The 20461-nt window shown below is 71.2% G+C and carries 26 protein-coding genes and 1 riboswitch; of the genes, 11 read left to right on the top strand and 15 right to left on the bottom strand.

Features of this window, described 5'->3' with window-relative positions; translation table 11 throughout:
* The first annotated feature begins 47 nt into the window (after positions 1-47).
* The gene (locus DFJ67_RS44520) at positions 48-470 is read left to right on the top strand and encodes a CsbD family protein (RefSeq protein WP_308442589.1); all 423 of its coding nucleotides are present in this window, start codon (positions 48-50) and stop codon (positions 468-470) included.
* Between the two features lie 32 nt (positions 471-502).
* Here the strand turns inward: DFJ67_RS44520 and DFJ67_RS44640 are convergent, their stop codons facing one another.
* Together DFJ67_RS44640 and DFJ67_RS00855 are read right to left on the bottom strand one after the other, a co-directional pair.
* Positions 503-1126 (bottom strand): CPCC family cysteine-rich protein, encoded by a 624-nt coding sequence (locus DFJ67_RS44640; protein WP_409363001.1) that lies wholly within the window; start codon positions 1124-1126, stop codon positions 503-505.
* Positions 1127-1438: 312 nt separating this feature from the next.
* Positions 1439-2431, bottom strand: a complete 993-nt coding sequence (locus DFJ67_RS00855) for an SMP-30/gluconolactonase/LRE family protein (RefSeq protein WP_116066107.1) — start codon at positions 2429-2431, stop codon at positions 1439-1441.
* 78 nt (positions 2432-2509) lie between these two features.
* On the opposite strand from DFJ67_RS00855, the gene recO reads away from it, so the two are divergent.
* From recO to DFJ67_RS42490, 3 genes are all read left to right on the top strand, one after another.
* Positions 2510-3286 carry a DNA repair protein RecO gene (gene recO, locus DFJ67_RS00850; RefSeq protein WP_116066106.1) on the top strand — a complete coding sequence of 259 codons (777 nt, stop codon included), beginning with the start codon at positions 2510-2512 and terminating at the stop codon, positions 3284-3286.
* On the top strand, positions 3283-4098 hold the full coding sequence (locus DFJ67_RS00845) for an isoprenyl transferase (protein WP_116066105.1): 816 nt from the start codon (positions 3283-3285) through the stop codon (positions 4096-4098). The genes recO and DFJ67_RS00845 overlap by 4 nt, the downstream gene beginning before the upstream one ends.
* Positions 4099-4279: 181 nt before the next feature.
* Positions 4280-4447, top strand: coding sequence for a hypothetical protein (locus tag DFJ67_RS42490; RefSeq protein WP_170215709.1), 168 nt, complete (start codon positions 4280-4282; stop codon positions 4445-4447).
* Positions 4448-4469: 22 nt separating this feature from the next.
* Here DFJ67_RS42490 and DFJ67_RS00840 read toward each other — a convergent pair whose 3' ends face one another.
* The 4 genes from DFJ67_RS00840 to DFJ67_RS00825 are packed head-to-tail and all read right to left on the bottom strand — an operon-like array spanning position 4470 to position 7901.
* Complete coding sequence (locus tag DFJ67_RS00840) at positions 4470-5090, bottom strand: GNAT family N-acetyltransferase (protein WP_116066104.1); 621 nt, start codon at positions 5088-5090, stop codon at positions 4470-4472.
* A gap of 36 nt (positions 5091-5126) precedes the next feature.
* On the bottom strand, positions 5127-5915 hold the full coding sequence (locus DFJ67_RS00835; RefSeq protein WP_116066103.1) for an energy-coupling factor transporter transmembrane component T family protein: 789 nt from the start codon (positions 5913-5915) through the stop codon (positions 5127-5129).
* Positions 5912-7315 (bottom strand): ABC transporter ATP-binding protein, encoded by a 1404-nt coding sequence (locus DFJ67_RS00830; protein ID WP_116066102.1) that lies wholly within the window; start codon positions 7313-7315, stop codon positions 5912-5914. The genes DFJ67_RS00835 and DFJ67_RS00830 overlap by 4 nt, the downstream gene beginning before the upstream one ends.
* Positions 7316-7319: 4 nt before the next feature.
* A complete protein-coding gene (locus DFJ67_RS00825) occupies positions 7320-7901 on the bottom strand; it encodes an ECF transporter S component (protein WP_116066101.1) in 582 nt (193 codons plus the stop codon).
* Between the two features lie 69 nt (positions 7902-7970).
* A riboswitch (TPP riboswitch) is annotated at positions 7971-8075 on the bottom strand.
* 49 nt (positions 8076-8124) lie between these two features.
* Here DFJ67_RS00825 and DFJ67_RS00820 point away from each other — a divergent pair.
* Together DFJ67_RS00820 and DFJ67_RS00815 are read left to right on the top strand one after the other, a co-directional pair.
* The gene (locus tag DFJ67_RS00820) at positions 8125-8949 is read left to right on the top strand and encodes an alpha/beta fold hydrolase (RefSeq protein WP_116066100.1); all 825 of its coding nucleotides are present in this window, start codon (positions 8125-8127) and stop codon (positions 8947-8949) included.
* Positions 8946-9755, top strand: a complete 810-nt coding sequence (locus DFJ67_RS00815) for an AAC(3) family N-acetyltransferase (RefSeq protein ID WP_239097307.1) — start codon at positions 8946-8948, stop codon at positions 9753-9755. Before DFJ67_RS00820 ends, DFJ67_RS00815 begins: the two co-directional genes overlap by 4 nt.
* 109 nt (positions 9756-9864) lie before the next feature.
* Here DFJ67_RS00815 and DFJ67_RS00810 read toward each other — a convergent pair whose 3' ends face one another.
* Complete coding sequence (locus DFJ67_RS00810; RefSeq protein ID WP_116066099.1) at positions 9865-11088, bottom strand: FAD-dependent oxidoreductase; 1224 nt, start codon at positions 11086-11088, stop codon at positions 9865-9867.
* Positions 11089-11152: 64 nt separating this feature from the next.
* On the opposite strand from DFJ67_RS00810, the gene DFJ67_RS00805 reads away from it, so the two are divergent.
* The 3 genes from DFJ67_RS00805 to DFJ67_RS00795 all read left to right on the top strand — a co-directional run bounded on the left by DFJ67_RS00805 (position 11153) and on the right by DFJ67_RS00795 (position 14408).
* Positions 11153-11755 (top strand): TetR/AcrR family transcriptional regulator, encoded by a 603-nt coding sequence (locus DFJ67_RS00805; RefSeq protein ID WP_170215708.1) that lies wholly within the window; start codon positions 11153-11155, stop codon positions 11753-11755.
* 93 nt (positions 11756-11848) lie between these two features.
* Positions 11849-12388, top strand: coding sequence for a DUF6328 family protein (locus tag DFJ67_RS00800; RefSeq protein WP_116066097.1), 540 nt, complete (start codon positions 11849-11851; stop codon positions 12386-12388).
* Positions 12389-12443: 55 nt separating this feature from the next.
* Complete coding sequence (locus DFJ67_RS00795; protein WP_116066096.1) at positions 12444-14408, top strand: acyl-CoA dehydrogenase family protein; 1965 nt, start codon at positions 12444-12446, stop codon at positions 14406-14408.
* Positions 14409-14447: 39 nt separating this feature from the next.
* On the opposite strand, the gene DFJ67_RS00790 is transcribed toward DFJ67_RS00795, so the two are convergent.
* The 8 genes from DFJ67_RS00790 to DFJ67_RS00755 all read right to left on the bottom strand — a co-directional run bounded on the left by DFJ67_RS00790 (position 14448) and on the right by DFJ67_RS00755 (position 19446).
* Positions 14448-15101, bottom strand: coding sequence for a DedA family protein (locus DFJ67_RS00790; protein WP_116066095.1), 654 nt, complete (start codon positions 15099-15101; stop codon positions 14448-14450).
* 83 nt (positions 15102-15184) lie between these two features.
* Positions 15185-15787, bottom strand: coding sequence for a hypothetical protein (locus DFJ67_RS00785; protein WP_116066094.1), 603 nt, complete (start codon positions 15785-15787; stop codon positions 15185-15187).
* 37 nt (positions 15788-15824) lie between these two features.
* The gene (locus DFJ67_RS00780; protein ID WP_116066093.1) at positions 15825-16217 is read right to left on the bottom strand and encodes a Fur family transcriptional regulator; all 393 of its coding nucleotides are present in this window, start codon (positions 16215-16217) and stop codon (positions 15825-15827) included.
* On the bottom strand, positions 16214-16513 hold the full coding sequence (locus DFJ67_RS00775; protein ID WP_116075433.1) for an ArsR/SmtB family transcription factor: 300 nt from the start codon (positions 16511-16513) through the stop codon (positions 16214-16216). The genes DFJ67_RS00780 and DFJ67_RS00775 overlap by 4 nt, the downstream gene beginning before the upstream one ends.
* Before the next feature lie 25 nt (positions 16514-16538).
* A complete protein-coding gene (locus DFJ67_RS00770) occupies positions 16539-17447 on the bottom strand; it encodes a metal ABC transporter permease (RefSeq protein ID WP_116066092.1) in 909 nt (302 codons plus the stop codon).
* Positions 17444-18199, bottom strand: a complete 756-nt coding sequence (locus tag DFJ67_RS00765; RefSeq protein ID WP_116066091.1) for a metal ABC transporter ATP-binding protein — start codon at positions 18197-18199, stop codon at positions 17444-17446. Before DFJ67_RS00765 ends, DFJ67_RS00770 begins: the two co-directional genes overlap by 4 nt.
* A complete protein-coding gene (locus DFJ67_RS00760; protein WP_116066090.1) occupies positions 18196-19128 on the bottom strand; it encodes a metal ABC transporter substrate-binding protein in 933 nt (310 codons plus the stop codon). Before DFJ67_RS00760 ends, DFJ67_RS00765 begins: the two co-directional genes overlap by 4 nt.
* A gap of 60 nt (positions 19129-19188) precedes the next feature.
* Positions 19189-19446: a hypothetical protein gene (locus DFJ67_RS00755; RefSeq protein ID WP_116066089.1), complete on the bottom strand. Its 258-nt coding sequence runs from the start codon at positions 19444-19446 to the stop codon at positions 19189-19191.
* Between the two features lie 27 nt (positions 19447-19473).
* On the opposite strand from DFJ67_RS00755, the gene DFJ67_RS00750 reads away from it, so the two are divergent.
* A complete protein-coding gene (locus DFJ67_RS00750; protein ID WP_116066088.1) occupies positions 19474-19815 on the top strand; it encodes an antibiotic biosynthesis monooxygenase family protein in 342 nt (113 codons plus the stop codon).
* A gap of 25 nt (positions 19816-19840) precedes the next feature.
* Positions 19841-20434 carry an Rv0361 family membrane protein gene (locus DFJ67_RS00745; protein WP_239097308.1) on the top strand — a complete coding sequence of 198 codons (594 nt, stop codon included), beginning with the start codon at positions 19841-19843 and terminating at the stop codon, positions 20432-20434.
* The last annotated feature ends 27 nt before the right edge of the window (positions 20435-20461 follow it).

The raw sequence follows: 20461 nt of genomic DNA, 5'->3' as shown, positions 1-20461 counted from the left end.
TGGACAGGGGTAGTAGTTGATACCCCACATCAGAAGGTTGGCCCGGGATGCAACCCATCGTTCCGCCGCCGCCGAGCAGTCCGCTCACTCAGACGCTCGGCCAACTCAACGACGCCGTCCGCCAACTACCCGCCGATGCCGAGCATTCAGCGCCGGCACGGTTGCGACGGGAGGCCATCGCCCTGGCCGAAGTCATCCATCGCGATGGCGATCGGCCCAGCGTCGCCCACACGGTCGAAGCGAATCGCCTACTGCGCCGTATCCACGGCTATCTCGACCAACCAGAAGGAGTCATCGTGGGTCTCGAAGACAAGATCAACAACAAGGCTGATGAGGTCAAGGGCAAGGTCAAGAAGGGCGTCGGCAAGGCCACCGGCGACGAAGAACTCGAGGCCGAAGGACGTCTCGACGAAGCGAAGTCCGATGTCAAGCAGGCCGGCGAGAAAATCAAAGACGCGTTCAAGAGCTGACGACGATGAGCGCGGTGATGTAGTAACCGTCTTCATCGATGCGGGTGGCAGCTTCGAGTTGGACCTGGGTCGCCGATATCCCGCGCGACACGTGCCGGTGATGCCGCCGGCTCCGCGACGCAGACAGCCGTGATCTGCCGGGCCGGATCGGGCCCGGTAGTCACGGTTACCTCACGGATTGACGGGCATCGACCCAAGTAGTAGTCGAAGTCGATCGACATGCCCGAGAGATTGTCCCGATCGGCGGGCGGCGCCAGGGCTGCGACCGCCCGGACCGCCTCGGCGAAGACGTTCCCGTCGGCGCCGTCCACCGGCGGCCCGGGCCGATCGGCGGCCGACACGTCGTCCCACCAGGCCCGCCCCCGGCGTCCCCGCCACCAGTACAAGGACAGTCCAATCGTCCGGCCAAGCGGCCAAGGCACGTGCGCCCGGCTCGAAACGGTCCCGCTGAGGGTCGATCGTCCGCCAGTGCGGTTCTCGGTCGTAGCGCCATGGGCGCCATACATCTCGAAGTCGCGTTGTGCCTCGATCAACGAGGATGTGTTCGCACCCCGCGCCCGGTGCGGCCAACGCAACTGATAGACATCGTCCTCCCACCGGCACACCGGACAGACGTCGTGCGAGCCCCGGCGCCTCCTCCAGGCTTCGGTAGCCACAACAGACACACGGGTATGTGGGACTCATGCCGCGTGAACCACCACCTCGCACGTTGGCAACGACGTCGGAAGCGGCACGGGTCGGTCCAGACCACGTCGGGCGTTCGCCTGTGGCGCGCTGCGCCCAGTCGCGCTCCATCGCACCCGCACCCGCTGGATGGTGATCACGCGCCACCCTGACTCACGGGCTGGTCGGCGCGCCAGGGGATTTTGGAGTGCTGCGGCGCGTACATGTTCTTTTATGTGCGTACATGTAAGAACATGTGCGGCTGAAAAGAGGACCCGTCCGCAGCCGCGACACGCCCGGCGGCGTCAGTGTGGCAAAGGGACTACCGCGACGGTTGGTTCCGTCAGGCTGCCCAGGTAGAGGTGGCCCGCGTGTTCCCGGACGCCCGTCACCATGTGGTAGCCGCCGTCCGCGGTTTGCAGGTCCGCCACTACCGAGCCGGACGCGTCGACCGCCATCACCCAGGTGGTGCGGGCCGGCGCCGGCTGGAATGCCTGCGGCAGCGCCCATACCGCCCGCCGCAAGACAGGGGGTCGGGCGTGCAGGCGGTCGAGCAGCGCGTTGCGTGGCGTGGCCAGCGCGATCCAGATGCGGCCGTCCGCGCCCGTCGACAGGTTGTCGGGGAATCCGGGCAGGTTGTCGACCAGGATGTCGCGCCGGCCGGCTTCGGGGCCCGTGAGTTGCACCCGCGAGATGCGGTAAGCGCCTGTCTCGGCCACCGCCACGAAGGACTCGTCGGCTGCCAAGGCGACGCCGTTGGCGAACTGCAAGCCGTCGAGCAGCACGTCGATTTCGCCCGTCGGGGAGCGGCGGAGCAGGCGGCCCGTACCCGTGTGTTCCATGATGTCGGCCCGCCAATGTTCCAGGCCGTAGCGTTGCGACGAGTCGCTGAAATAGATGGTGCCGTCGCAGGCTATCGCGGCGTTGTCGCACAGCCGGAAACCGTCCGCGAGGACCGTGGTTGTGCCGCTCGAGACCGACATCCGGAGCAGGCCCCGGTGTGCGTCGCAGATGACCAGGTCGCCGTCGGCGTCGACCTCTACGCCCAGTGGGCGGCCGCCTGTCTCGCCGACCACCTGCGGCGGGCCGCCGGCCAGAGCCAGGCGCAGCACCCGGCCGTCGGCCAGGCCCGTGTAGAGGTGGCCGTCGGGGTGCACCACCACGTCTTCCGGGCCCACGCCGTCGACCGGAAGGAAGGCCGGACGGGGCATCGGGGGGTCGCTGGCGCGCCGTTTCGCCCGCAGTGATGGCGTGGGTGGTTGCCAGACGACGGGGTCGATCCGTGGACGGCTGCTCATGTCCGTACACACTAATTCACATCGATCTTCACAGAACCCGCCGCGACAGCTGGTGAAAACAGGGACCACAATTGGCCGGTGCCCGGATTTCGCCGCCAGCTCTACCGCGATGACGCGGTGGTGTTGCGTGTGCAGAAGCTGGGCGAGTCCGATCGGATCATCACGTTTCTCAGCCGCCGGCACGGGCGGTTGCGGGCGGTGGCCCGGGGCGTGCGGCGGACGACGTCGCGGTTCGGGGCGCGGCTGGAGCCGTTCGGTCACGTCGATCTCCAGATCGCCGGTGATCCCAGCGGGGCCGGCGGTGGGCTGCACACGGTCAGCCAGGTCGAGGCGGTCGAGCTCTACGGGAAGCGGTTCCTCGACGACTACCCCCGCTACACCGCGGCCAGCGCGATCTCCGAGACCGCGGAGCGGTTGACGCCGGTCGAGCACGAGCCGTCGCTGCGGTTGTTTCTTCTCACACTCGGGGCCTTCCGGGCGCTGGCCCTGCGCGAGCACTCCGGGACCCTGGTCCTCGACGCCTACCTGCTGCGCGGGATGGGGATCGCCGGATGGGCGCCCGCGCTGACCGAGTGTGCGGTCTGCGGCACCGCCGGGCTGCACAAGGCGTTCTCGGTGCCCGCCGGTGGGGCCGTTTGTCCCGATTGCCGGCCGCCGGGTGCGGCCCATCCGGCGCCGGACACGCTGCGTCTGATGGTCGCGCTCGCGTCCGGTGACTGGCACGTCGCCGACTCCGCCGAGGCCGGGCCGCGCCGGGAGGCCAGTGGGCTGGTCGCCGCACACCTGCAGTGGCACCTCGAGCGCGGGTTACGCTCGCTGCCGCTGGTTGATCGCACAACGGGGGAACAGAAATGATCAGGTCACGGGCCGCGCGCCGCGCGGTGCGTCCGCCGACGCCGCACGTCTCGGGGGTTCGGCCGCCCGAGCTTCCGGCGGGGAGCCTGCCGAAGCACGTCGCGATCGTGATGGATGGCAACGGCCGCTGGGCCAAGGATCGCGGGCTGCCGCGCACCGCCGGCCACGAGCGCGGCGAGCACTCGCTGTTCGACACCATCGAGGGCGCGATCGAGATCGGCGTTCCCTACCTGACGGCGTACGCGTTCTCGACCGAGAACTGGCGGCGGTCGCCGGAAGAGGTCCGCTTCCTGATGGGCTTCAACCGCGACGTCATCCGGCGCCGTCGGGACATGCTGGTCGACCTCGGCGTGCGGGTGGTCTGGTCGGGTCGGGCCGGGCGGCTGTGGAAGAGCGTCATCTCCGAACTGCAGACCGCGGAGGAGATGTCCCGCGACAACACCAAGCTGACCCTCCAATTCTGCGTCAACTACGGCGGCCAGGCGGAGATCGCCGACGCGGCGGCCGCGATCGCGCGCGACGCGGCGGCGGGGAAGATCGACCCGTCGAAGGTCACCGAGAAGACCATCCAGCGCTACCTCTACCACCCGGAAGTGCCCGAGGTCGACATGTTCCTGCGGCCGTCGGGTGAGGAACGCATTTCCAACTTCATGCTCTGGCAATCGGCGTACGCGGAACTGGTCTTCCTCGACACCCTCTGGCCCGACTTCGACCGGCGTCACCTCTGGTATGCCTGCGAGTTGTTCGCCCAGCGCGACCGCCGCTTCGGTGGTGCGATCCCCAACCCGGTAGCGCCGCCGCCACCGGAATGACCTAGCGCGTCATGCGGCGGCGAGGTATCGTCGTCGCATGCGTTACTGATGTCCCCAGGGATTCTGTGTGCCGGTCCGCCCCATTGCTGGGCGGTCTTCGAGCGCCCGGGGCGTCACTCTCTTTTATCCAGCACGCCACCGGGCATCCGTCTGTTCTCCTTCTCCTTTCGGAGGCCTTCGCATGCCTGCAGCCAACGACAACTCCGCTGAACAGCCCGGCAACCGCGCGGCCCGCCGGGCGGCCAAGGCTGGCAAGCAGCCCGGCCGCGAGCTCGGCCGTTCGTCCACAAAGGGCGGTCGCAGCAAGCCCGCGGCGCAGCCGAAGAACTACGCCTTCCGGCGCGCTTAATACGAATCGCGGAGGGGCCTGCCTAGCGTGGGCCCCTTCCGCCTTCCAATCGCGGCCATGGGCGGCGCAGATCGAGTGCGTAAAGCACTTTGTCATAGCGCAGATGACCGACCGCGACGAAATCGATCAGCCGGCCATATTCGTTGAAGCCGAGCGTGCGATAAAGCGCCAGCGCACGCTCGTTGTCGCCGCGCGCGTCGAGCGTCAACACCTCGATGCCGGCCTTGCGGGCGCTGGCCACCAGTCCTTCGGTGATCGCCCGACCGATCCCGCGACCCTGATAGCCGGCCGGCACCGCGACCCGCTCCAGATCGGCGTGCGGCCGGTGGGTCTGCCGCGCGTAGCGGCGCCAGTAACCGATCCCGGCGAGCACGGTGCCGTCGGCCAGCGGCATCGGCGCGGCGTCGAGCCCCGCCGGCCCGACGACGTCGTCGTCCGACGCGTAGGCGACCAGCAGCGCCGCCTCGGACACCGCCGCGCCCTCGACAACGGTGGTCAGCAACTCGCGCACCTCGGCCTGGCTCGGTGGCACCGCCCAACCCAGCGCCGCCCCGGTGGAGACCATCTGGAAGATCCGCCAGACGTGCGGCACCAGCGCCTCGATCTCCGCCGGATCGGTCACTTCGGCCAGTCGTACGCTCATCGCCACCGCCTCGTTTCCACGCGTTGGAGCGAGACACTAGCCCAGAACGGGCCGGAACGTATCCGTGGTGATGCTCACGGTGAGGATCGCGACGGTGAGCAGCACCGAGCCGGCCACGAACAGCGTGTCGGCGCGGGTGAAGTGTTGCGCGCGGGCGTGCGTACGCGGAATGCTGCTGTCGAACCCCCGCGCGTCCATCGCCAATGCCAACCGGGTGCCCCGCCGGATGGCGCCGACCAGCAGCGCGAAGACCAGGGCGGCGAACACGACCGGGTTGTGGCCGGCGTCGATGCCGCGCGCCCGCCTGGCCATCCGCAGCGCCTGCCATTCCTGCCCGAGCAGCGGGATCAGCCGGAACGCGGCCAACGTGCCGATCGCGAACCGGGCCGGCGCCTTGGCGTTCTGCACCAGCGCGTCGGCGAGGTCGGTCGGGTCGGTCGTGGTGAACACCATGATGCCGGGCAGCGCGAGCGCGACCAGCCGCAGCGCCAGCCCGAGCGCGACGGTCAGCACGCCGGTGGTCACGTCGAGCGGGCCTATCGAGAACACCGTGTCGCCGCCGCGGTTGGCGCCGAACAGGATGGTGGTCAGCACGATGCCGAACACCGACAGCAGCAGCGGCCAGCCGCGGCGCAGCAGGGTGCCGTAGCGGACGCCGAAGAACGGCAGCAGCACCAACTCGGCCGCGATCGCCAGCGCCGGTGTCAGCGGGTCGAGGGTGGTCAGGATGCCGACGGCGAACACCGTGGCGGCGACCAGTTTCGCGACCGGGTTGCGCCGGGCCAGCGGTGCCGAGGAACGCACCATCACCGCGGTGAGCGTCATCGGGTCAGCTCCAGCCGCTGGTCGGCGAGCGCGTCGACGAACGCCGCGTCGTGCGTCACCGCGAGCACCCCGTGCCCCTCGTCGCGCAGGTCGGCCAGCAGCGCGACCAGCTCGATCCAGGTGCGCCGGTCCTGTCCGAAGGTCGGCTCGTCGAGCAGCAACAGGCGCGGGGCGGACGCCAGCGCCGTCGCGACGCTCAGCCGCCGCGCCTCACCACCACTGAGGGTGTACGGATTGGCCCGCGCGAGATGCTCGAGGCGCAGCCGGGCCAGCAACTCGTCGACGACCGCCAGCGATCTGCCCAGGCGGCGCGGGCCGACGGCCAGTTCGTCGCGGACGGTCGAGGCGACGAACTGGTGCTCCGGGTCCTGGAACACCGAGCCGATCCGGGCGGTCAGGTCGGTGGCCCGCCAGCGGTGCGGTGGCCGGGCCGCGTCGGCGCCGGCGAGCACCGACGACGCGACCACCCGGCCCGACGTGGGTTTGAGGAGCCCGCCGAGCAGCAGGGCCAGGGTCGACTTGCCGGCGCCGTTGGGCCCGAGCACGGCGAGCGCCTCGCCGGTGCGTACGGCCAGGTCGGTCGCTGCCAGCCGCGGCGCCAGCGCCACCTGGTCCGCCGTGATCAGCACGTCGCCGGGGGAGGAGACCGCCCGGCGGGGCGGCGGCAGCGGCCGGCCGGGCACCCAGATCCCGTCGGCGGCCAGGGCGGCGCCGTGCGAGCCGAACACCTCGGCCGGCGGACCGGACGCGACCACCCCGCCACCGGGCGCCAGCACGACGACCCGGTCGACGAACGGCACGATCGGCTCCAGCCGGTGCTCGACCATGATCACCGTGGTGTCCCGGGACACCGCACCGCGCAGCGACGCCCGCACCAGCTCGGCGCCGACCGGATCGAGGTTGGCGGTCGGCTCGTCGAGGAGCAGCAGGTCGGGGCGCAGCGCAAGGACGCCGGCCAGCGCCAGCCGCTGCTGCTCGCCGCCGGAGAGCGCGTGGGTGGGCCGGTCCAGCGGGTGGCCGAAGCCGACCGCGCCGAGCGCCTGGCGCACCCGCGGCCAGATCTCCTCGGCGGGCACGGCCCGGTTCTCCAGCCCGAAGGCCACGTCGTCGCCGACCCGCGACATCACGAGCTGGGTCGCCGGGTCCTGGAAGACGATGCCGACCCGCTCGCGGGCCTTGCGGGTGTCGAGGCCGTCGATCTCGGCGGTGCCCTCGCGCTCGCCGGAGTCGTCGGCGAGCAGGCCGGCCAGCGCGGCCAGCAGGGTGCTCTTGCCCGCCCCGGAGGGACCGAGCAGCAGCACCCGCTCGCCACGCTCGACGCGCAGGTCGACCCCGCGTACCGCCCACGCCTTGCGGCCGGCATGTCGCCAGCCGAAGCCGCGCAGTTCGACGGCGCTCAACGGCTCAGACCGCCGCGCGTTCCCGGCCGGCCGGGAACCGGTCGAGCGCCCCGGTGTTGACCAGGGCCCGGGTCAGCAGCCAACCCCCGATCCCGGCCACGACGGCCGAGCTGGCGGTGGTGATCGCCAGGTAGGGGAGCTGGAAGCTGCCCCAGCTCATGTCGGGGTAGTAGTAGACGACGTCGTAGACCGCGGCCACCAGGCCGGCGGCCGCGCCGGCGAGGATCGCCACCGGCAGCTTGTAGAGCCGGTAGGCGAACAGCGCGAACACGAGTTCGGCGCCGAGGCCTTCCAGCGGGCCCTGTAGCACGATCATCCAGCCCCAGACGGTGCCCAGGGCGACCGAGACCAGCGCGGCGACCGTCTCGGTGAACAGCGCGGCGCCGGGCTTGCGGATCACCAGCGCGCCGAGCACGGCGGGCAGCAGCCAGATGCCGTAGAGCAGGGTGCGCGCGGGCAGCGGGATCGCGTCGGCCGGTCCGTTGTAGAGCAGTCCCCAGGCCCAGAAGACGACGCCGAACGCGACGCCCAGAACGGCGCCGACCACGATGTCGACGGTTCGCCATCGGTTGACGGTGTTGGTCATGGTGGTGCCCTCCCAGTTCGGTGAACCAGGAGAAGACGCACGCCATGCCCAATGGATCGAACATGGCGCGGCTGGAGAAGACCGAACTCCCTGCGCTGGCATTACCCAGATCAGGTTCGAGGGTCTGCGGAAGATACCGCACTCTCAGCGCTGCGCGCTCCCCTGTCGGATGTGAAGTTGTTCCACCAGGCTAACACCGGGTTACGGCGGTACGCTCGCGCGCATGCGGATCGAGACGCGGGGGCTGACGTTCGAAGTCACCGAGGGTGGTCCGCCGGGCGGCCCGCCGGTGATCCTCCTGCACGGGTTCCCGGTCAACCGGCACAGCTGGGACGACGTCACGCCCTACCTCAACGCCGCCGGGCTGCGCACGTTCGCGGTCGACCAGCGCGGCTACACCGCCGGGGCGCGGCCCTCCGGCGTCGACGCCTACCGGATGGCCGAGTGCGTCGCCGACGCGGCCGCGTTCGTCGACGAGCTGGCCGGCGGCCGCGCCGACCTGGTCGGGCACGACTTCGGTGCGCTGGTCTCCTGGCAGTTGGCCGCCGAGCACCCGGAGCGGGTCCGCTCGCTGACCGCAGTTTCCGTGCCGCACCCGGCCGCGTTCGGTCAGGCCCTGCTCAGCGACCCCGAACAGCAGCGCCGCTCGTCATACATCGACCTGTTCCGGATGGCCGGGAAGGCCGAGCACGTGCTCTCCCGCGACGGCGGCGCCGGCCTGCGCAAGGTGCTCGACGGGGTCGGTGACCGGCTCGAGGTGTACGCCGCGGCGTTGCTCGAGCCGGGCGCGCTGACGGCGACGCTCAACTGGTATCGCGCGCTGGTGCTCGAAGACCTGGTCAAGGTCGGTCCGGTCGCCCGGCCGACGACGTTTGTGTGGGGCGACCGGGACACCGCGGTGGCCCCGGCCACGGCGGCCGCGGCCAGCGACCAGGTGACCGGCGACTACCGCTTCGTGCCGCTGCCCGGCGTCGACCACTGGGTCACCGACGCGCAGCCGGAGGTGCTCGCCCAGGCGATCCTGGCCCGCATCGCGGACGCCGCATGACCAACCACCCCGCCGACGCCGCCGAGCGGATGCCACACACGCGCGAGTCGCTCGCCGCCGACCTGGCCGCGCTCGGTGTGCGGCCCGGTTCGACGCTGCTGGTGCACGCCTCGCTCAAGCCGGTCGGTTTCGTGGCCGGCGGGCCGCACGCGATGGTGCTCGCGCTGCGCGACGCGCTCGGCCCCGACGGCACGCTGGTGGTGCCGACCCACACGCCCGACAACTCCGACCCGGCCGAGTGGCAGAACCCGCCCGTACCCCCTGGTTGGTGGTCGGTGATCCGGGAGAACATGCCCGGTTTCGACCCGGCGGTGACGCCGAGCCGCTGGATGGGCGCGATCGCCGAGGTGGTCCGCACCTGGCCGGGCGCGCAGCGCAGCGACCACCCGCAGGTCTCGTTCGCCGCGCTGGGCCGGCTGGCCCAGGAGGTCGTCTACGGCCAGCCGCGCGCCGCGATGCTCGGCCCGGACTCGCCGCTGGGCAAGATCTACGGCCTCGACGGCGACGTGCTGCTGCTCGGCGTCGGCCACGACTCCAACACGTCGCTGCACCTGGCCGAATACCGCCGGCCGGCGCCACCGGCAGCCCGGCTGGGCGCGGCGGTGCAGACCGCCGACGGCGGCCGCGAATGGGTCTGGTGGGACGACGTCGACCTCGACGAGGGCGACTTCGAGCTGCTCGGCGCCGACTTCGACGCGACCGGCGCGACCCGCACGGGCCGCGTCGGCGGCGCCCTGTCCCGCCTGATGTCACAACGCGCGGCGGTCGACTTCGCCGAACGCTGGATGACCGACAACCGCGACTAGCTCCCGCCCCGCCGGTCATGGCGCGGCGCCAGGAATCCCGGCTGCCGCGGCCCGCGGGTGTCGCGCGTTGCTCGCGGCGAAGGGCCGCGGGTGCCACGTTGCTCGCCGTTCAGTTGCCGAGATTTCGCGCCATGCTGCGGCGCATCGGCGGAACCGCGGCGGTCAGGCGCAGGACCGTGCGGAAGGCCGCCCGACCCAGCGTGGTTGAGTGCGCGGCCTGCTCGGCGTTGCGCAGCGACTGCCGCACCGCGGCGAAGCCGTAGCGGAGCATCTCGCGCTCATACCGGGAGATCGCCGCGACCACGTCCGCGGACCCGGCCGCGGCCAACTCGCGGCGCAGCAGGTCGGCGTCGCGCAGCGCGGTGTTGGCGCCGACCCCCGCCATCGGCGTCATGTTGTGGATCGCGTCGCCGAGCAGGGTGACCCGACCGCTGGGCCACGGGTCGACCGGAGCCGCACTCTTGACGCGTAACGCATTGACGGTCGAGACGTCGCTGCCCTCGACCAGCCGCCCGAAGTCCGGCGACCACCCTTCGAGACGGTCGACCACAAGCTGCCGCAACGCCGCGCCGTCCAGCTTGTCCACGTCGGACGGAAAGCGCTCGGCGGCGTCGGAGAAGCCCCAGATCGCGTAGTCGGTGCTGTCCCCAGCACCTCGCCGCCAGACCGAGGTGAACAGCGAGCCCCGCCCGCGCGGCACGACCAGGTTGGTGCGGTCGGTCAGGACAGCGGGAAGCGCCGACGAAGGGGTGAGCGGATGCCGCCCGGCCACCGCGACCACGCCGGTGTCGAGCCGGCGCGCGTGGGGGAGCAGTTGACCGCGAACCCGTGAATTGGCGCCGTCCGCGCCGATCAGCACGTCGGCGGTCGCCGTGCTGCCGTCGGCGAATCGGGCCGTGACGCGGTCGCCGGACAGGTCGTACCCGATGAAGGTTCTGCCCAGATGCACGACCTCGTCGAGGCCCGCGAGCAGGGTCTCGCGCAGCAGGATGCGGCTGACGCCGTAGTGCCGGTCGGGTGGTGCCGCGCTCGGGTCGTTGATCTCGGCGTCGGTGAAGGCGATCAGGTCGGTGCCGCGGTCGGTGAGGAAGCCGAAACCGCCGTCGCTGGTCGAGACCGTGTCCAGGAACGACTGCCAGTTTGCCGGTGGCAGGCAGTCGTGCAGGGCGCGGGCGCCGGCCGGGTTGATGTGGATGCGATAGCCCTGGAGCCAGTCGGTGCGTTCGAGAGTGCGCTCGTAGACGTCGACCTCGACGCCGGCCCGGCGCAGGCCGTGTGCGAGGGCGAGGCCGCCGATGCCGCCGCCGATGACCGCTACGGAGAAGTTCGTCATGCTCCCAGCGTCACTCGTACAAGTGACTCTGTCAACCATCTGTTTGATTGATACGCTCATCGGCATGGCTGAGACCACCGCCCGACGGTCCCCGTCCGGTGCCGAACGCAAGCGCGACGCCGAGCGCACCCGGGAACGGATCCTCGACGCGGCCCTGGTCGAGTTCGGCGAGCACGGGTTCGCCGGCGCCCGGGTCGGTGCGATCGCCCGCCGGGCCGGCGTCAACCAGCAGTTGATCTCCTACTACTTCGACGGGAAGGAAGGGCTCTATCGGGCCCTTACCGAGCGTTGGCGTGCCCTGAGCGCCGGCGTCAACCAGCCGGATGCCGCGCTCGCCGACGTGATCACCGCGTTCGCCGACGTGAGCCAGGCGCAGCGACACTGGGTCCGGCTGCTGGTCTGGCAGGCGCTCGAGGGCGACCAGGCCGAGGGGGAGCAGCAGTTCCGGCAGGCGATGGTCGATGACCTGCGCCAGCGCCAGGCGGCCGGCGAGATCGCGCCCGACCTGGACCCGGCGTTCCTGATGCTGCTGCTGTTCGGGGCGACCCTGGCGCCCACCCTGCTGGCCCACTTCGCCGCCGACTTCACCGGTCTGGCGGCCGACTCCCCGGAGTTCCGCGAGCGCTACGCCGACCAACTCAGAAAGGTCGTCGCCCGGCTGAGCTGATCGGATCTCGCGTTTCGTGCGGAGCCCGTGCGGGAAATGACCGCGGACCGGCCGGTCGACCCGCCACGATGAGACTCATCCGAAGGAGCCCGCATGGCGCACGAGCAACCCAAGGAGACACCGAAGCAGCGGTGGGACCGCAACTTCGGCGATCTGCTACAGGAGTTGCGGGTCGCGCAGACGGGCGTCCAGATCCTCTTCGCGTTCCTGCTCACGCTGCCGTTCAGCAACGGCTTCCCGAAGACGAGCGAGTTCCAGCGCGACGTCTACGTGGTCTCGCTGCTGTCGGCGGCGGCCGCCACCGCGATGATCATCGCGCCGGTCGCCTTCCATCAGGCCCTGTTCCGCCAGGGGCGCAAGCCGGAACTCGTGCGCTTCGGTCACCGGATGGCCACCGGCGGGCTGTTCTTCCTGTTCATCGCGATCGTCAGTTCGGTACTGCTGATCACCGACTTCGTGCTGTCGCGCACGATCGCGCTGACCCTCAGCGGCATCACCGCCCTCTTCTTTATCGCTTTCTGGGCGGCGCTGCCCTGGTCAAGGCGAGACTGGGGTGAGCCGGACGAGACGGAATCGGAGATGACCCGGCGCCGAGAGCATCCGGAGGACTTCGAGAAGCCTACCGACGAGTAACAAAGCGCGGTACCGTCAGTAACAGCACAGCCCAGCCCGGACAAAGGGGGAAGCCGTGACGACGACGCAGGACAGGCCTTCCGAGGCGGATGGCGCCGGGATGCTCCCCGAGGAGGCCGGCACGGTGTCCTACCAGGAGTCCCGTGAGGTCGCCGAGGCGTCCCGGGAAACCGACTGGACCAAGCCCAGCTTCGGCAAGGAACTCTTCCTCGGCCGGCTGCGGCTCGACCTGATCGACCCGTGGCCGCAGCCCGACCCGATCCGCACGGCCAAGGGCGAGGAATTCCTCAAGAAGCTCAACGCGTACGTGCGCAACGAGGTCGACGGGGCCGCGATCGAACGCGACAACCGGATCCCCGACGAGGTCTTCCACAACCTCGCCCGGCTCGGCGCGTTCGGCATGAAGATCGACGAGAAATACGGCGGTCTCGGCCTGACCAACCTCGACTACGGCCGCAGCCTGATGCTGGTCGGCTCGGTCAGCCCGGCGATCGGCGCGCTGCTCTCGGCGCACCAGTCGATCGGCGTGCCGCAGCCGCTCAAGCTGTTCGGCACCGCCGAGCAGAAGCGCCGCTACCTGCCCCGGCTCGCCGGCGGCGAGGTGTCCGCGTTCCTGCTCACCGAGCCCGACGTCGGCTCCGACCCGGCCCGCCTCGGCACCATCGCCGAGCCGGTCGAGGGCGGCTACCGGCTCAACGGCGTCAAGCTCTGGGCCACCAACGGCACGGTCGCGACGCTGCTCGTGGTGATGGCCCGGGTGCCCAAGTCGGAGGGCCGGCGCGGCGGCATCACGGCGTTCGTGGTCGAGGGCGACTCGCCCGGCATCACGGTCGAGCGGCGCAACAACTTCCTCGGCCTGCGCGGCCTGGAAAACAGCGTCACCCGCTTCCACGACGTGTTCGTGCCCGCGGATCAGATCATCGGCGGTGAGGGTCGCGGCCTGAAGATCGCGCTGACCACCCTCAACACCGGCCGGCTGTCGCTGCCCGCGATGTGCGTCGGCGCCGGCAAGTGGTCGCTCAACGTGGCCCGCGAGTGGTCCGCCGACCGCGTGCAGTGGGGCCGTCCGGTCGGTGACCACGAGGCGATCGCGTCGAAGCTGGCCTTCATGGCGGCGACCACCTACGGCATGGAGACGATGCTCAACCTGTGCTGCATGCTGGCCGACGACGACCGCAACGACATCCGCATCGAGGCGGCGCTGGTCAAGCTCTACGCGAGCGAGATGGCCTGGAAGATCGCCGACGAGTTGGTCCAGATCCGCGGCGGCCGCGGCTACGAGACCGCCGACTCGCTGGCGGCCCGGGGCGAGCGCCCGGCCGCGACCGAGCAGATCCTGCGCGACCTGCGGATCAACCGGATCTTCGAGGGCTCGACGGAGATCATGCACCTGCTGATCGCCCGCGAGGCCGTCGACGCCCACCTCTCGGTGGCCGGCGACATCATCGACCCCAAGGCCGATCTGGGCCGCAAGGCGAAGGCCGGCGCCCGGGCGACGGCGTTCTACGCCAAGTGGCTGCCCGGCCTCGCGGTCGGCAAGGGCCAGAACCCGAGTGCGTTCAACGAATACGGCCCGCTGGCGCACCACCTGCGCTACGTCGAGCGGGCGGCCCGCAAGCTGGCCCGGTCGACCTTCTACGGCATGTCGCGCTGGCAGGCCCGGATGGAGGACCGCGAGGTCTTCCTGGGCCGGATCGTCGACATCGGCGCGGAGTTGTTCGCGATGGCGTCGGTCTGCGTGCGGGCCACCGCCGAGAGCGATGACCGCCCCGAGGGCATGGAGTTGGCCGACCTGTTCTGCCGCCAGGCCCGGGTTCGCGCCGAGGCGCTGTTCACGGCGCTGTGGGACAACACCGACGCGGTCGACGTGAAGGCCGCGAAGCGCATCCTCGACGGCCGCTACGCGTGGCTGGAGGAGGGCGTGATGCACCCGAAGGGCGACCAGCCCTGGGTGGCCAACTGGAAGCCGGGCCCGTCGACGGCCGAAGACGTCCGCCGCCGGATCCCACCGATGTCCTAGTTCGTCGCGGCCCGGGCCTTCTGGCCCGGGCCGCACTCTTTACTCGCGATCGCTCCCGACGCCGACCTTCTCGGGCTCGGGCGGCGGAGTCCGCGGCGTCCGCCGGCGGTGCCGCAGCCACTGGATCAGCTCGGCGACCCCCGCGAGGACCAGTGCGATCCCGAACCCCAGCGCCAGCCCCTGCAGCGGATGGTCCTGGAAGGCCGACCCACCGACAAAGCCGAGCAGCGTGGTGTACGCGGCCCAGGAGAAGCAGGCCAGCGCGTCGAAGGCGGTGAACCGCCGCCGCGGATACCGGATCGCGCCGGTGGTCAGCGTGATCGCTGTGCGCCCGCCCGGGATGTAACGGGCGATCACCAGGGCGATCCCGCCGTGTGCGAAGAGCAGGTGCTGGACCCGCTCGAACGTCCTGGCCCGCCGGGTGCCCTCGGGTATCCGCCGGATGACGTTCTCGCCACCGGCCCGGCCGATGAGATACGAGATGTGATCGCCGAGCATCGCGCCCGCGCCGCCGGCCAGGATGATCAGCAGGACGTTGGGCTTGCCGCTGGCGGCGAACACCCCAGCGGTGATGAGGGTGGCTTCGCTGGGAACAATCGGAAGAAAAGCATCAAGAGCGGCGAGCGCGAACACCACGCCGTAGACCCACGGCGACGTGATGAACGGATCAAGCGAATCGAAAAAGCCATCCATGCCGAGACGATCGGGTAGCTGGAGCCGGGCTCTTGATCGTCAAAGCCTATCCGCGGATCTTCCGTTCACCCAGTCGCCGATGATCACCGTTGTCGCAGGCCAAGGGACTTGAGCTCCAGCGCCGCCAGGGCCTCCACAGTGGAGTCGTCGCTGGCGCGCCAGGATTCGGCGACGTCGGGGCCGAGCTTGGCGAGCTTGCTCAGCGGCTGCGTGGCCAGCGCGCGGAGCGCCAGCAGGTCGCGGCCGGCCGGCGACTTGCGGACCCGGGACGCCGCGCTGGCCCGGCGGATCCAGCGGACCCGCAGCGGGAGCCAGAGCAGCAGGACGAACAGGATCGGGACCACGGCGGTGATGATCGCGAGCGCCATCGCCAGGTCGCCGACCACGTCCTGCTGGGACTGGCCGGCCGCGGCGACCGCGCGGGCTGCGTCGGCGGCCTTTCCGAACGGCTCGGTGAGCTGGTCGCCGACCAGCGGGACGCGGCCGACCTTGCTGCCCGCGTCGGCCAGGTTGTCGGCCAGCGCGCTGCCGGCGCCTTCCAGCTTCTGGCCGGGCACGCCCAGCTTCTGGACCTGGTCCTGGAGCCACAGCGCGGCGCGGATCCAGGCGTAGACCCACGCGATCACGAGCAGGTCGCTGAAGACCTGGAGGAGAAACCGGGGGAAACGGTCGGCGTAAATCTTCACGCGCTCAGCGTCCCCTACCGGGGGCGCCGCCGCACGGTCAGCAGTTCTGGCAGGTCCCGAAGATTTCCAGGGTGTGGCTCACGTCGGTGAAGCCGTGTTTGGCCGCGACCCGGTCGGCCCAGTGCTCGACGGCCGGGCCCTCGACCTCGACGGTCGAGCCGCACGACCGGCAGACCAGGTGGTGGTGGTGTCCCTCGCTGCAGCGGCGGTAGAGGTGCTCGCCGCCGGGCGGGCGCATGACGTCGATCTCGCCGGCGTCGGCCAGGCCCTGCAAGGTGCGGTAGACGGTGGTCAGGCCGACCCGCTCACCCCGCTCGCGGAGCATCGAGTGCAGCTCCTGCGCGCTGTGGAAGCCTTCGACCGAACCCAGCAGCGAGCTGACCGCGCGCCGCTGGTGCGTGTTGCGCAACGCACCGGCCTCACTGGTCATGATGCCTCCCGGGCGTGGCTGACCGCGTCGGCCACGATGTGCGCGATGTGCTCGTCGACAAGGGAGTAGGCGATCTCCCGGCCGCGCCGGGAACCGCGGACGACGCCGGCGCCGCGCAGCACCCGCAGGTGCTGTGACACCAGGGGCTGGGCCGCGCCCAGCGACTCGACCAGCTCGTGGACGCAGCGTTCGCCGGTGCCGAGCTCGGTGACGATCGCAACCCGGATCGGTGCCGCCAGAGCGCGCAGGAGCTCCCCTGCCCGCTCGTACGACTCGTATCCGTTGCCCGCGGTCATGTGGGAACCGTAGCTCAGCACCGGATCAGCTCCGGTCCAGGACGACCTCGTGCGGTTCCGCGTCGGCGGGGACCGGCCGGCCCGGTCCACGGTCGGGCCGGCCGGAGCGCAGGGCCGCGCGTTTTCGCACCGCGCGGGTGGCGGCGACGGCGACGGCGACGATCAGGAAGCCGGCGATCGCCAGGATCACGATCGTCGCGCCGAGGGCGGTGTCGATCTCCCAGGCCAGCCAGACGCCGGAGCCGGCCGCCGCGACGCCGAGCACCATGGCCAGGCCCATCGTGGCGACGAAGCCCCGGGCCACCTGCTGCGCGGTCGCGACCGGCACCACCATCAGGGCGCTGACCAGCAGCAGGCCGACCGCCCGCATGGAGATCGTCACGGTGACCGCGGTGAGCACCGCGACCAGCAGGTTGAGGGCCCGCACCGGGAGGCCCGAGACCCGCGCGTATTCCTCGTCGTGGCTGGCCGCGAACAGCGCCGGGCGCAGGCCTAGGGCCAGGCCGAGCACCACCGCGCCGAGCACCACGATCACGATCAGGTCGGACCGCGACGTGGTGGCCAGCGACCCGAACAGGTAGGTCATCAGGTTGGCGTTGCTGCGGCTCCCGGACAGTCCCACCAGCATCACGCCGCCGGCGATGCCGCCGTAGAAGAGCAGGGCCAGGGCCACGTCGCCGGAGGTGCGGCCGCGTTCGCGGATCAGCTCGATGGCGATCGCGCCGATCGCCGAGACGATCACCGCCGTCAGGACGGGGGACTTGTCGAGCAGCAGGCCCACGCCGACGCCGGTCAGCGCGACGTGGCCGACCCCGTCACCGATCAGCGACATCCGCCGCTGCACCAGGTAGATGCCGAGCGCGGGCGCGGTCAGGCCGATCACGACGGCGCCGATGAACGCCCGGATCATGAACTCGTTGGCGAAGATGCTCATGCTCCCCACATCCCGGCCCGCTCCTCGTGTGCGTGCGGATGGACGTGGTCATGGCCGGGGTCGGCGTGGTGACCGGCCGGTTCCGGCACGGCACCCTGATGAGCGATCTCACCATGGTGTACGACGACGCAGCGCGTGATCAGCGGTTGGAGCGGGCCGAGCTCGTGCGCGACCAGCAGCACGGTGCCGCCGCCGGCCACGAAATCGCCGAGCGCGCCGGCGAACGCGGCCTGGCTGGTCGCGTCGACCCCGGCGGTCGGCTCGTCGAGGACCAGCAACTCGGGCCGGCCGGCCAGGGCCCGGGCGATCAGGGTGCGCTGCTGCTGGCCGCCGGAGAGGCTGGCGACCGGGTCGGCGGCGCGGTCGGCCAGGCCGACGGCCTCGAGCGCGGCGGTGACGGCGGCCCGGTCGGCGGCGCGCGGCGGGCGGAAGATGCCGCGGCGGGCGACCAGCCCTGAGCCGACCACCTCGGCGACGGTCGCCGGCACGCCGGAGCCGGCGCCGATCCGCTGCGGCACGTACCCGATGCGCTCCCAGCCCTTGAATTTGCGCTCGCCGAACAGGGCGATCTCGCCGGCGCTCAGCGGCACCAGCCGCAGGATCGACCGGACCAGCGTCGACTTGCCGGAGCCGTTGGCACCGAGGATGGCGACGACGTCGCCGCGCTGGACGGTGAGCGAGACGCCGCGCAGCACGATCCGCTCGTCGTAGCCGACGACGGCGTTGGTGACCTCGACGACAGGGGTGCTCATGTGCAGTCCAGGGCGGTGCGGATGGTTGTCAGGTTGTCGCGCATGATCGAAAAGTAGTCGCCCGTCGAGCCGGGTTGCAGGCCCTCGATCGGGTCGAGCACCGCGGTCTTGGCGCCGACCTCCTGCGCGATCGTGTCGGCGACCTTGGGGCTGACCAGGGTCTCGAAGAAGATCGTGGTGGCGCCGTGGGTGCGCGCCTCCTGTGCGACAGCGGCCAGCCGCTGCGGCGCAGGCTCGGTGTCGGGCGTCACTCCGGTCAGCCCGACCTGCTCCAGGTGGTAGCGGTCGGCGAGGTAACCGAACGCGGCGTGGCCGGTCACCAACTCGCGCCGCTGGCAGTTTTGCAGGCCGGCCGCGTATTGCTGGTCGAGGCCGGTCAACTCGGTGCGCAGCCGGTCGGCGTTGGCGGTGTAGTCGGCGGCGTGCTCCGGGTCGGCGGCGGCGAGCCGGGTGGCCACCTGCTGGCCGATCGTGGCGAGCCGGGTCGGGTCGAGCCAGACGTGCGGGTCGGTGCTGCCGCCGTCGTGGTCGGTCTCACCCTCGTGCACGTGATCGCTGGCGCCCGCGGACAGCAGCGGGACCGCGCTGCTCACGTCGAAGGCCCGGTCGCCGCCGACCTGGTCGACCGCATCGTCCATCGCCGGCTGGAAGCCCTTGAGGTAGACGATCACCTTGGCGTCGGAGACCCGGCCCACCTGGCGGGCGCTGAGCTCGAGGTCGTGCGGCTCGGCGCCGGGCTTCGCGAGGTTGGTCACCGCGACGTGGTCGCCGCCGACCTGCTGGCTGACGAACTGGAGGGGGTAGAACGCGGCCACCACGTCGACCTTGCCGGCTGCCGCGGCCGAGCCGGTGGTGCACGCCGCCAGGCCGGTCGCCGCGACGGCGGCAAGACCGGCGATAACCGCGGAGACGGTACGGCGGCGGCGCATGCGAACCACTGTCTCCGACAATGAAAATTATTGTCAAAAACGCATGGGTTCGGCGTACGCCTAAAGGATCTTGAAAGCCGCGATGCCGATGAGGGCCGTGAGCATCACGAGGCGCAGGAGGCGGGTCGGCGGCGTCTGCACCGCCCAGGTCATCCGGATCAGCACGATCAGGCCGACCGCCAGCGCGAGCAGCAGGACGCCGCCGAAGATCCCCGGCAGGAAGAGCCCGGCCAGCACGATCACCAGCGCGCCCAGGAACGCCCGGGTGGGGTTGACCCGGGCCAGGCGCTCGGCTCGGGCGGGCTGCGTAGGCTGCATGCCGACACTCTACGAGGAGGTTCGCCCGTGCTCGTCGTCAACCGGTTCGTGGTGGCCGAGGAGGCCGCCGACGGGTTCACCGAGCGGGCCCACGCCGCCCTCGCGGCGCTGGCCGCCTGCCGCGGTTACCGCTCTGGGCAACTCGCCCGCGGGCTCGACGAACCGACCGCCTGGTGCCTGGTCACCGAGTGGGAGTCGGTGGGGACCTACCGCCGGGCGCTGGGCAACTTCGACGTGAAGGTGCACGCGACCCCGCTGCTGGCCGAGTCGCTCGACGAGCCGTCGGCGTTCGAGCCGCTGGCCTGCGCCGAGCCGGGCGGTGCGGTGCAGACCCGGTCCAGCGACCGGTCGGTAGGCCCCGGCCGGTGAGCCCGGTCGCATTATTCTTACGAACATGAACCCGATGCCCGGCCCGCCGGAGATCCCGACCGGCCCGCCCTCGGGTTACGACACGCCGGCGCCCGACTCGCCGGCCCCGGCACCCGGTGGGTCGCCGCTGTTCCCCGGTCCGCCCGCCCCGCCGCCCGGTCCCGGTGTCGTGCCGCCGTTCGCGGCGCCGCCGACCGAGGGCCGCACCATGCGCCTGTGGCTGGGCCTCGGCGCGGCCGGCCTGGCCGTGCTGCTCTGCTGCGGCGGCGGCATCGTGGCGTTGAGCGGCCTGACCGTCTTCGGCGTCCGGGCGCTCGACGAGCGGGCCCGGGTCGGCGCCACCGACTACCTCTCGGCGCTGGAACGCTCCGAATACGCCCAGGCCTACGCGCTGCTCTGCGAAGACCAGCAGGCCCGGCAGACGGCGAGCGACTTCGCCCGGGAACAGGCCCGCTCGCCGCGGATCTCGTCGTTCCAGGTCCGCAAGACCGAGATGGTCACCTCGATCGTGGTGCCGGTCGACATCGTCTACGCGACCGGGTCGTCGTCGACGCTGAAGTTCGTCATGGAGCAGGACACCGCCACCGGCGATTTAGAGGTGTGCGGCACCACGGACTAATCTCGGTCTGGTCGCCCAGCGGGTAAC

This window comes from Asanoa ferruginea (assembly GCF_003387075.1).
GTDB classification, from domain to species: Bacteria; Actinomycetota; Actinomycetes; order Mycobacteriales; family Micromonosporaceae; genus Asanoa; species Asanoa ferruginea.
This window is presented reverse-complemented; position numbering and strand designations above follow the sequence as displayed.